Source organism: Burkholderia sp. AW49-1, from assembly GCF_053427845.1.
The window spans coordinates 198,804-209,999 of record NZ_JBSAXF010000012.1; the positions used below are offsets into that span (position 1 = coordinate 198,804).

At 69.1% G+C, this 11,196-nt stretch carries 10 protein-coding genes; 5 read left to right on the forward strand and 5 right to left on the reverse strand.

What is annotated here, in order from left to right; translation table 11 throughout:
• Positions 1–83 precede the first annotated feature (83 nt).
• Positions 84–926, forward strand: coding sequence for an EcsC family protein (locus ACV22W_RS20005; RefSeq protein WP_448021221.1), 843 nt, complete (start codon positions 84–86; stop codon positions 924–926).
• On the opposite strand, the gene ACV22W_RS20010 is transcribed toward ACV22W_RS20005, so the two are convergent.
• From ACV22W_RS20010 to ACV22W_RS20030, 5 genes are all read right to left on the reverse strand, one after another.
• Complete coding sequence (locus ACV22W_RS20010) at positions 896–1,858, reverse strand: alpha/beta hydrolase (protein WP_448021223.1); 963 nt, start codon at positions 1,856–1,858, stop codon at positions 896–898. The two genes, ACV22W_RS20005 and ACV22W_RS20010, sit on opposite strands and share 31 nt — an antisense overlap.
• Positions 1,859–1,961: 103 nt before the next feature.
• Complete coding sequence (locus ACV22W_RS20015; RefSeq protein WP_448021225.1) at positions 1,962–2,396, reverse strand: CHRD domain-containing protein; 435 nt, start codon at positions 2,394–2,396, stop codon at positions 1,962–1,964.
• A gap of 362 nt (positions 2,397–2,758) precedes the next feature.
• Positions 2,759–3,532, reverse strand: coding sequence for a class II aldolase/adducin family protein (locus ACV22W_RS20020; RefSeq protein WP_166893983.1), 774 nt, complete (start codon positions 3,530–3,532; stop codon positions 2,759–2,761).
• A 220-nt stretch (positions 3,533–3,752) separates the two neighbouring features.
• A complete protein-coding gene (locus ACV22W_RS20025) occupies positions 3,753–5,378 on the reverse strand; it encodes a phospholipase D-like domain-containing protein (RefSeq protein WP_448021227.1) in 1,626 nt (541 codons plus the stop codon).
• A 225-nt stretch (positions 5,379–5,603) separates the two neighbouring features.
• Positions 5,604–6,320: a FadR/GntR family transcriptional regulator gene (locus ACV22W_RS20030; protein WP_448021229.1), complete on the reverse strand. Its 717-nt coding sequence runs from the start codon at positions 6,318–6,320 to the stop codon at positions 5,604–5,606.
• Between the two features lie 132 nt (positions 6,321–6,452).
• Here ACV22W_RS20030 and ACV22W_RS20035 point away from each other — a divergent pair, with 132 nt between their 5' ends.
• The 4 genes from ACV22W_RS20035 to ACV22W_RS20050 are packed head-to-tail and all read left to right on the forward strand — an operon-like array spanning position 6,453 to position 11,155.
• The gene (locus ACV22W_RS20035) at positions 6,453–7,253 is read left to right on the forward strand and encodes a (Fe-S)-binding protein (protein ID WP_448021231.1); all 801 of its coding nucleotides are present in this window, start codon (positions 6,453–6,455) and stop codon (positions 7,251–7,253) included.
• A complete protein-coding gene (locus ACV22W_RS20040) occupies positions 7,250–7,963 on the forward strand; it encodes a LutC/YkgG family protein (protein WP_448021233.1) in 714 nt (237 codons plus the stop codon). The genes ACV22W_RS20035 and ACV22W_RS20040 overlap by 4 nt, the downstream gene beginning before the upstream one ends.
• Positions 7,960–9,405, forward strand: a complete 1,446-nt coding sequence (locus ACV22W_RS20045) for a LutB/LldF family L-lactate oxidation iron-sulfur protein (RefSeq protein ID WP_448021235.1) — start codon at positions 7,960–7,962, stop codon at positions 9,403–9,405. Before ACV22W_RS20040 ends, ACV22W_RS20045 begins: the two co-directional genes overlap by 4 nt.
• Before the next feature lie 49 nt (positions 9,406–9,454).
• On the forward strand, positions 9,455–11,155 hold the full coding sequence (locus ACV22W_RS20050; RefSeq protein WP_448021237.1) for a lactate permease LctP family transporter: 1,701 nt from the start codon (positions 9,455–9,457) through the stop codon (positions 11,153–11,155).
• The last annotated feature ends 41 nt before the right edge of the window (positions 11,156–11,196 follow it).

Consider the following 11,196-nt stretch of genomic DNA (forward strand, 5'->3'; position numbering starts at 1 on the left):
AGTCAAACAATCTCAAAATTCTAGCACGCCGGAGTAATCTAGGCTGGCGATGGATTTGGGGCCTGTGGCCGCCAGGGAGAACGATGGAACCGATTTCAATCACGCCTGCCGCGACGCTGTCGCCGGACGACCAGGACGCATTGCGGCGAGCGAAGCAGGTGCTGGATAGCCCGTCGCTGACCATGAAGCTGACGGGTGTGCTGGGCGCGCCGGTCGAGAAGATGATCGCGCGGTTGCCCGACTTCGCGACCGGCAAGATCAACGACGCGACACAGCTTGCGCTGCGCAAGTGCCTGAACATCGCGCTGCGCACGCTCGGCAAGCCGCAGACGCCCGATGCCGAGCCGGACAAGCCGAGCAACCTGCTGCACAAGCTCGCGGTCGCGACGACCGGCGCGGCGGGCGGCGCGTTCGGCTTCCTCGCGCTGCCGGTCGAGCTGCCGGTGACGACCACGCTGATCTTCCGCTCGGTGTGCGACATCGCGCGCAGCGAGGGCGAGGACCTGGGCTCGGTGGATACGCAGTTGCAGTGCCTGGCCGTGCTCGGCATGGGCGGCAACGCGGACAAGCGGGAAGAAGACGCCGATCTCGGCTATTTCGTGCTGCGCGGCGCGCTCGCGCAGGCGATTTCGAAGGCGTCGTCGGACATCACGACGAAAGGGATCACCGCGCACAGCTCGGCGGCGGTGTTCAAGCTCGTGCAGACGGTGGCATCACGTTTCTCGGTGCAGGTCACCGAGCAGATGGCCGCGAAGTCGATCCCGGCGATCGGCGCGGTGCTCGGGGCGACCGTCAACACGCTGTTCATCGACCACTTCCAGCAGATGGCGCACGGCCACTTCACCGTGCGCCGGCTCGAGCGCAAGTACGGCCCGGTCGCCGTGAAGGTCGCGTATCAGGCGATCGACGGCTCGCCCACGCGCTGAACCGCCCGCTCGACGGCGACGCGGCGCAGGAATGCGGCCGCACGGTCGAGCGCGTCGCGCGACTCCGGCACCATCGGCGTGTAGAGCTGCCACACGTGCGGCATGTCGGGCCACACCTCGATCTCCACCGGCACGCCGGCCGCCTTCGCGTTGTCGGCGACGCGGCGCGAATCGTCGAGGAGCACCTCGGTGCTGCCGGCCTGGATGAAGAGCGGCGGCAGCCCGGCGAAGTCCGCATAGAGCGGCGACGCATACGGATGCGTCGCCGATTCGTCTCCCAGATACAGCTTCGCCGCCCTCGGCAGCGCCGCGGCCGAGAACATCGGGTCGAGGCCGTCGTTGCTGCGCATCGTGTCGCCGGTGCCGGCCAGGTCGGTCCACGGCGAGAAAAGGATCGCGCCGGCCGGCAACGGTTCGCCGCGATCGCGCAGCGCGACGAGCGTCGCGAGCGCGAGGCCGCCGCCCGCCGAATCGCCGCCGAACACGATCGACTCGGGCGGCGTGCCGAGCGCGAGCAATTGCCGGTACGCGGCCAGCGCGTCGTCGAGCGCGGCCGGGAAGCGGTTCTCGGGCGCGAGCCGGTAGTCGAGCGAGAACGAGCGCACGCCCGCGCGCTTCGTGAGGCCGAACACGAGCGGCCGATGGGTTTTCGTCGAACAGAAGTAGTAGCCGCCGCCGTGGAAGTACAGCAGCGTGCGGCCGGGCCCGCGAGCGGCGGTCGCATCGGTGCGTTCGAGCCATTCGCCGCGCAGCGGCGCGTCGCCGGGACCGTAGCATTCGCGCAGCCGGTAGCCCGACGGTGCGCGACGCGGCACGATCATCCTCAGATCGGTAAAGCGCCGCGCGCGGGCAGGGTCGAGCACCGGGCGCGTGGTCTCGGGACGAAACTGCCGGCGCAGCAGCCAGCACGCGAACTTGCTTTGCCAACTCATCCAACACACTCCATCGTCACAGTGTGACGATGGTACGTGCGATCGTCGCCGCGCCGCTCGACGGGAGCCTCTATATCAAACGCCGGCGCGCGGCTCGCCGGCCTCAGCTCGCCGGCATCATCTGGCCGCGGATCTCGCCGGACGGATGCTCCTTCGTGTGCACGTTGAAGTACCACTTGCCGGCCATCAGGTCGGTCACCTGCGAGTCGGTCAGCTCCTTCGAACCCTTGATCGGGCTCGCGAGCGCGTCCTTCGGGATCGGCACCTGCACGCCGGCGTTCTGGCCGACCGGCGCGGGCCCGTGAAAATGCGCGGCGGTGGCCGGTCCCGTGAGGTGTTCGTAAGTCACCGTCCACTGCAGCATGTGGGTGGCCGTGTCGTAAGTCGCAGCGACGGCGCCGGCGCCCTTGGTCGCGGTGGGCGGCACTTCGCTCGACGGCTGCAGGCTGGCGGACAGGCGCACCGTTTCGGCGGCGGCACTGCCGGCGGCCAGCACACCCGCCAGCAACGCCACCTGGAGCAAACGCAGCTTCGGCATGAATCCTCCTTGTACGACGGGATACGCCACCCGGACGGGGACGTTCCATGATGGTAGTCGATCGCCGTCGATCCGGCACTGCAGCGTCGCTCGCCAGCCTGACGGAACCTGGAAGAGACCTTTGCAACGGGAGCCCTGAATCCGCGCGCGGCCTTTCGCTACACTTCGTCTCACAGTTGCTTGTTTCCTTCGTCCGAAGGAGTCTGCGAGTATTCACGCGGCCATCCGGCCGCGTTTTTTTTGCCTGTGCCCGGGCGGCATGCACGCACGCGTCGGGTAAATATCGCTGCTCGGGCCGTCAAGCATCACGAATCAATTGTCGCCGCGGCGATCGAGTCCGACGTCGTGCCGCCCCCGCGCCCTCACGCGCGATAGCCCGGATCGATCCGATCGACGATGCGCTGCAACGCGTCGAATGCGTCCTGCCCCGCGCCGTGCTTCGGATCGAAATTCAGCGAATCGCGCACGCAGCCCTCGAGCACCGGCGGCGCGATCGGCAGTGCGTCTCCGATCGCGTGGGTCGCGACCTGCACTTCGCACGCGCGATTGAGCAGCCACATCAACGAGAAGGTCTGCGCGAGCGTCGCCCCGATCGTCACGGGCCCGTGGTTGCGCAGCAGCAGCACGGGCCGCCCGCCGGCGCTCTCGACGATGCGCCGCCCTTCCTCGAGATGCACCGTGATGCCCTCGAAATCGTGATACGCGACTTTCCCGTACAACTGCGCCGAATAAAAGTTCGAGAACGACAGCCCGTCGCGCGAGCAGCACACGGCCATCGTCGGCGTCGTGTGCACGTGCATCACGCAGTGCGCGTCGGGCAGCGCCGCATGGATCGCGCTGTGGAACGTGAAGCCGGCCGGATTGATCGGCCAGTCGGAATGGCCGATCACATTGCCGTCGATGTCGATCTTCACGAGGTTCGACGCGCATACCTCGCGGTAATGGAGCCCGAACGGATTGATCAGGAAATGGCCGTCCTCGCCCGGCACGCGCAGCGAGATATGGTTGTAGATCAGCTCGGTCCAGCCGAGATGATCGAAGATCCGGTAGGCGGCCGCGAGCTGCACGCGCGCCTGCCATTCGGCTTCGGAGAAGCGGGCGGGACGCGTGAACGGCTGGTTTGGTACTCGTTGCATGGGGGCACTCCGGTTGCGGGCGGCTCGCGCATCGCCCCTCGTCTTTTGGCGGCGCACGCGGCGCGCAGGTGCGTGCGCCGCGTCGTTCGGCACCGCCGCGGCCCACGTTGCACGAGCCGTCCGGCGGCACCCGTCACGATACACATATCGTTGCGCGCACAACCATATCACCTTTCCCCGCGCACCGGTATCGCGGGTTTGGCCCGAGCCGTTCCGGCCCTTACAACTGGTCGTCGACCGGCAGCAGCATGAAGAGGCCGGTCATCAGGTTGCGCAGCAGCCCCGCATGCGGATCGACGTGATAGGTGGCCGGCTCGCCGTTGTCGGCGCCTGTCCACTCGAGTTCGGGCGTGCCGCCGCCCGCCGGCGTCGCGAGGCTCACGCGGTAGCTTTCGTCGGGCTGCGTCACGCGCCCGAAGATCGCCGCGGCCTGCTGCGCGATCTTCGGGCTGTGGATCACGAGCGCGAGTTCCGTGTTCAGGTACGCTGAACGCGGATCGAGATTCAGCGACCCGATCACGAGGATCTTGCGGTCGATCACGTACGCCTTCGCATGCAGGCTCGCACGCGAGCGGGAACCGAACAGGCCCGCGCGCGGCGGGTTCGGCCGCGCCTTGAATTCGTACAGTTCGACGCCGTGCTGCAGCAGCGGCACGCGGTACGGCGCGTAGCCGGCCTGCACGGCGACCGCGTCGGTCGCGGCGAGCGAATTGGTCAGGATCGCGACGCGCACGCCGCGCGCGGCCGTGTCGCCGAGGATCTTCACGCCCGCGTCGTGCGGAACGAAGTACGGCGAAAACGCGAGGAACTCCTGCTGCGCGGCGCGCGTCAGCTCGACGAGGCGCTGCATCGGCGGGCTCACGTACGCGCCGGCCGGCCGCGTGACCTTGTCCGGTGCGTCGACCTTGAACTCGGCCGGCGCCCACACCAGCTCGAGCTCGTCGCGCGCGATCTGCTGCGCGAGCGGCGTCGCGTTCAGCGGCTTCGCGTTGTACGGGTCGGCGTTCTTGCGCCAGTGGTCGCGCAACTCGTCGCGCATCGCGTCGAGATCCTTCGGATCAAACTTCTGATGATTCAGCACCCGCAGCGGATAGCTGCTCGCGCTTGCCCAGTAGTCGTCGAAGCTCGTCGAGATCTCGTTCGTCACGGGGCCGGCCGCGAGCACGTCGAGGTCGCGGAACTGCAGCGTCGGGCTCGCGCTGAAGTATTCGTCGCCGAGGTTGCGGCCGCCGACGATCGCGATCTGGTTGTCCGCGATCATCGCCTTGTTGTGCATCCGCCGCGTAAAGCTGTCGATCCGCGTCAGGGAGTTGGCCGTGCGCTCGACCATCCCGTACCGCGACGCGCCGAACGGGTTGAACACGCGAATCTCGATCTTCGGGTGCGTATTCAATGCGGCCATGACGCGGTCGATGTCGCGGAAATTCAGGTCGTCGACCAGCATCCGCACACGCACGCCGCGATCGGCCGCATACAGCGCCGCGCCGAGCAGCAGCTTGCCGGTCGTGTCCTCGGTCGCGATGTAGTACTGCATGTCGAGCGTCTGCGTCGCCGCGCGCGCGAGCGCGATGCGCATCTGCAGCGCGGTCGCGCCGTCAGGCAGCAGCCGGAAGCCCGATTGCCCCGGATGCGCGGCTTCCGGTGCGGCCAGCGCGTTGCGCAGAGGCGTCGCGGTATTGGTCGGCAATGCGTGCGAGACGGGGCGATCGAGCGTGGTGGCCGGCGGATGCGTCGCGCAGGCGGCGACCAGCGACAGCAGCGCGCAGACGGCGAGCGCGCGGGCCGGGCGGCAGGCGGCGCGCCAGGACAGCGCGGCCGGCGCGCGCCGGATCAAAGACGTAAGCACGGAAACTTCCTCGACAGGCGGATCAACAGGTCCGCAATCGCCGCAGCATGCGGCTGACGGGTGGTTCCAATCGATTCTAGTGGGCGCCCGATGAACCGGTCAATCGCGCGGCTCGCGCATGCGGCGCCGTGCAACCGCTACGCGCGCCGCCAGCGAGGGCATCCTGAAACGGCAGCCCCGGCTGGGCCGCCAGACGGGCACGTGGCACCCATGGTCCAACCAATTTCACGGCATATCGCCGCTTCCCTCGAAGTGGCTGCGCACATAGTCGATATGGGTCTGCATCGCGGTGCGCGCCTCCTCGGGCCGGTGTGCGCAGATCGCCTCGCAGACTACCCGGTGCTGCAGCAACAGCTGCTCGGACGCCTGCTCGTCGTGCGTCGTCATCCCCGTGACGTTGATCGAGATGTGCTCGCGCAGCATCCCGATCACGCTCGTGTGCAGGTGCAGGAACATCGTGTTGTGCGACGCCAGCGCGATCGCCTCGTGCAGCTTCGCGTCAGTCGATGCCTCGACGGCCGCGTCGTCGTTCGCGTGCGCGGTCTCGAGCTCGCGCAGCAGCGTACGGATCCGGCGCCGGTCGTTCGCATCCGCGCGCAGCGCGGCGAAATACGCCGTCGCGCCTTCGAGCACGCGACGGAATTCGAGTATGTCGTCGCGCAGCGCCGGGTGGTCGGCGACCAGTTGGCCCCACGGCGATGCGATGCCCGAGCGCAACTGGTCCGTCACGTACACGCCCGCGCCGCGCCGGCTCTGCAGCAGCCCGCGCGCGACGAGCCGCTGCGTCGCCTCGCGCACCGTATTGCGCGCCACGCCGTACTGCTGCGCGAGCACGCGCTCGGCCGGCAGCCGCACGCCAGCCGGCCAGGTGCCGTCGAGCAGCGCCGTCTCGATCTTGCGCATCACCACTTCGGTCCGGCCCCGTGCCGTCATCGCCGCCATCGCCGTCTCTCCATCGGACTACCCGCCACGCCGATTGGCCCAACCAATTTGAGCTACGGCGCCGTCGCAGGAATTATGCAGCGAAATCGTCGTCCCGCATTCGCTTGCCGGGCCGGCAACCTGGAGCGAGACATGAACGAAAGGCACTACCCCGCCGCCACACCCGCGCACGTCTATCTGTTCGCGACCTGCCTGGTCGACCTGTTCGTCCCCGAAGCCGGGCTCGACGCGGTCCGCCTGCTGGAACGCGAAGGCCTGACCGTCCACTATCCGCGCGGCCAGAGCTGCTGCGGGCAGCCGGCCTACAGCAGCGGCAATCCCGACGAGGCTCGCCGCGTCGCGGCCGCGCAGCTCGATCTGTTCGCCGAGCCGTGGCCCGTGATCGTGCCGTCCGGCTCGTGCGCGGGCATGATCCGGCACCATTGGCCGGCCCTGTTCGCCGACGATCCCGTGCAAGGCCCGAAGGCGCGTGCGATCGCGGAGCGCACCTACGAACTCGCCGAATTCCTCGTCCATGTGCTCGACGTGCGGCTCGACCGCATCGACACGAACGCCGGCCCGGACGAGCGCGTGGTGCTGCACACGTCGTGCGCGGCCCGCCGCGAGATGGGCACGCGCGTGCACGGCGTCGCGCTCGTCGACGCGCTGCCGGGCGTCACGCGCATCGAACACGAACGCGAATCGGAATGCTGCGGCTTCGGCGGCACGTTCTCGCTGAAGCACCCAGACATCTCCGGCGCGATGGTGCGCGACAAGGTCGCATCAGCCTGCGCGACGGGCTGCGACCGGCTCGTGTCGGCGGACTGCGGCTGCCTGCTGAACATCGGCCACGCTGCGACCAAGGCCGGCGCGACGCTGCCCGTCGAGCATCTCGCAAGCTTCCTGTGGCGCCGCACGGCAGGCGCCGGCTCGCTGCGCGGAGACGCGCAATGAGCGCGCGCGACGCCATCCTCGCGCGCCTGCGCGCCGCCGCGCCCGGCGTCGCCGCGAACGCCGCGCCCGCCCTCGATGCGCGCATCGACACGCATTACGCGGCGCGCCGCGCACCGGTCACCCCCGATTCCCATGCGCTCGTGCAGACGATGCAGGCCGCGCTCGCCGCGTCGCACGCCGACGTCTGGTGCGCCACCGCCGATGCGTGGCCCGCGCAGCTTGCCGCACGGCTCGCCGACGCCGGCGTGCGCCGTCTGCTGCTCGACCCGGCCCGCGCCGAATCCGCTGCCCTCGCGCGCGCGCTGCCCGACGCGGTCGCACCGGTGCCGTTCGACCGGCCGATCGACGCGTGGAAAGCCGAGCTGTTCGACACGATCGACGCGGGCTTCACCGTCGCGCGCTCGGGCATCGCGGCGACCGGCACCGTCGTGCTCGCGCCCGATGCCGGCACGCCGCGCACGGTGTCGCTGGTGCCGCCGCTGCACGTCGCGCTCGTCCATGCGAACACGCTGCACGCGGACCTCCACGCGGCCGTGCACGCGGAACGCTGGCACGCCGGCATGCCGGCCAACGTCGTGCTGGTGTCGGGCCCGTCGAAAACCTCCGACATCCAGCAGACACTCGCGTATGGCGCACACGGGCCGCGCAACCTCTGGGTCGTGATCGTCACCGAACCGACCGCAACCGCCTGCCAGGACCTGCCGCGATGAGCGACCAACCGCTGCAATTCGTCGCCCCCGGCGACTTCAAGGCCCGCGCGCGCGCCGCGCTCGACGATCCCGCACTGCGCCGGAGCTTTCGCGGCGCGATGGACTTCCTGCAAGGCAAGCGCGCGACCCAGTTCCCCGACGACACCGAGCTGCAGCAGCTGCGCGATCTCGGCGAAGCCGTGCGGCAGCACGCGCTCGCGCAACTGCCCGCGCTGCTCGAGCGGCTGGAGGCGAAGCTCACGGCGGCCGGCGTGCACGTGCACTGGGCCGAGACGGCCGCCGACGCGAACGCGATCGTGCTCGGCATCGCCCAGGCGAAGAAGGCGCGCCGCGTGATCAAGGGCAAGTCGATGGCAAGCGAGGAAATCGAGCTGAACCATTACCTCGCGGATCACGGCGTCGACTGCATCGAGTCCGACATGGGCGAGTTCATCGTGCAGCTCGCGGGCGAGAAGCCGTCGCACATCGTGATGCCGGCTATCCACAAGACGCGCGGCGACATCGCCGAGCTGTTCGAGGAGCACATCCCCGGCACGCGCTACACGGAGGACGTCGACGAACTGATCCAGACCGGCCGGCGCGCGCTGCGCCGCGCGTTCGCGGAAGCCGACATCGGTCTGTCCGGCGTGAACTTCGCGGCGGCCGACACGGGCACGCTGTGGCTCGTCGAGAACGAGGGCAACGGGCGGTTGTCGACCACCGTGCCCGACACGCACGTCGCGATCATGGGCATAGAGAAGGTCGTCGAGAAACTCGAGCACATCGTGCCGCTGTCGAGCCTCCTGACGCGCTCTGCCACAGGCCAGGCGATCACGACCTACTTCAACCTGATCTCGGGCCCGCGCCGCGACGGCGAACGCGACGGCCCGCGCGAGCTGCATCTCGTGCTGCTCGACAACGGCCGCACACAGGCCTACGCGGATGAACAGCTGCGCGCGACGCTGCAATGCATCCGCTGCGGCGCGTGCATGAATCACTGCCCCGTCTATACGCGCATCGGCGGCCACGCATACGGAACGACCTACCCGGGCCCGATCGGCAAGATCATCTCGCCGCACCTGCTCGGCCTCGACGCGACGGCCGACCTGCCGACCGCATCGACGCTGTGCGGCGCGTGCGGCGAGGTGTGCCCGGTCCGGATTCCGATCCCGCAACTGCTCGTGCGGCTGCGCACCGAGGCGAACCGCAAGCCCGACGAACCCGTTGCGCATCCGCTGCGTGGCCAGGGCGCGAACTACAACCGCGCGGAAGACCTCGTGTGGCGCTTCTGGTCGGGCGCGTTCGCGCATCCGCGCGCGTATCGCGCATTCCGCTGGGCCGCGACGCGGCTGCGCGCGCTCACGCCGGCCAAGCAAATGGGCTGGACGCAACACCGCACACCGCTCGAACCGGCGCCGCGCAGCCTGTCCGACCTGCTGCGCGCACGCGGCCAGCCTGAATAGCCCCCCGCTTTCAAACCCGTACCAATAGAAATCCATGGAGGAGACACCCATGCAGGTTTGGCATCAGATCTACACCCCGCTCGGCAGCCTCGGGCTGTCGGCGCTCGTCGCCGCGATCCCGATCATCTTCTTTTTCGTCGCGCTCGCCGCGTTGCGGATGAAGGGGCACGTCGCCGCCGCGATCACGCTGCTGCTGGCGCTCGGCGTCGCGATCCTCGCTTACGGCATGCCCGTGCCGCAGGCCTTCGCGGCGGCCGGCTTCGGCTTCGCGTACGGCCTGTGGCCGATCGCGTGGATCATCGTCGCGGCCGTGTTCCTGTACAAGATCGTCGTGAAGACCGGACAGTTCGACATCATCCGTGCGTCGGTGCTGTCGATTACCGACGACCAGCGGCTGCAGATGCTGCTGATCGGCTTTTCGTTCGGCGCGTTCCTCGAGGGCGCGGCCGGCTTCGGCGCGCCCGTCGCGATCACGGCCGCGCTGCTCGTCGGCCTCGGCTTCAAGCCGCTGCACGCGGCCGGACTGTGTCTGATTGCAAACACCGCGCCGGTTGCATTCGGCGCGATGGGCATTCCGATCATCGTCGCCGGACAGGTGACCGGCATCGACGCGTTCCACATCGGCGCGATGGCGGGCCGCCAGTTGCCGCTGCTGTCGCTCGCGGTGCCGTTCTGGCTCGTGTTCATGATGGACGGGCTGCGCGGCGTGCGGCAGACCTGGCCGGCCGCGCTCGTCGCCGGCGGCAGCTTCGCGATCACGCAGTACTTCACGTCGAACCATATCGGGCCCGAGCTGCCGGACATCACGTCGTCGCTCGTCAGCCTCGTATCGCTTGCCGCGTTCCTGAAGGTCTGGCAGCCGAGCAGCGCGAAGCAGACAGCCGGCGGCCTCGTCGCGTCCGGCGGCGGCGCGGCGCTCGCGGGATTCGGCGCGGGCGGCAATGGCTCGGGGGCGAGCCGCCAGGCGTCGCCGTACACGCTCGCGCAGACCGTGCGCGCGTGGTCGCCGTTCCTGATCCTGACGGCCGTCGTCACCGTGTGGAGCCTCGCGCCGTTCAAGGCGCTGTTCGCCGCGCACGGCGCGCTCGCGTCGACCGTCCTGAAGTTCCATGTGGCCGGGCTCGACCAGCTCGTCGTGAAGACGGCGCCGATCGCCGCGACGCCGAAGGTGCTCGACGCGGTGCTGAAGATCGACCTCTTGTCGGCGGTGGGCAGCGCGATCCTCGTGACCGCGCTGATCTCGATGGCGCTGTTGCGGATGAAGCCGCGCGACGCGCTCGTCACGTTCGGCGAGACCCTGAAGGAACTCACGCGCCCGATCCTCTCGATCGGCCTCGTGCTCGCGTTCGCGTTCGTCGCGAACTACTCGGGGATGTCGTCGACGCTCGCGCTGATGCTGGCCGCGACCGGCGCCGCGTTCCCGTTCTTCTCGCCCTTCCTCGGCTGGCTCGGCGTGTTCCTGACCGGCTCGGATACGTCGTCGAACGCCCTGTTCTGCTCGCTGCAGCAAGCGACCGCGCACCAGCTCGGCGTGCCCGAGACGCTCGCCGTCGCCGCGAACACCACGGGCGGCGTGACCGCGAAGATGATCTCGCCGCAGTCGATTGCGGTGGCCTGCGCGGCGACCGGCCTCGTCGGCAAGGAATCGGAGCTGTTCCGCTTCACGTTGCGCCACAGCCTGCTGTTCGCGGTGATCGTCGGCCTGATCACGCTCGTGCAGGCCTACGTGCTGCCGGGGATGGTGCCGTAAGCAAGCGGCTCGGCCGCTTTCCGGTTCGCCGAAAAACAAAA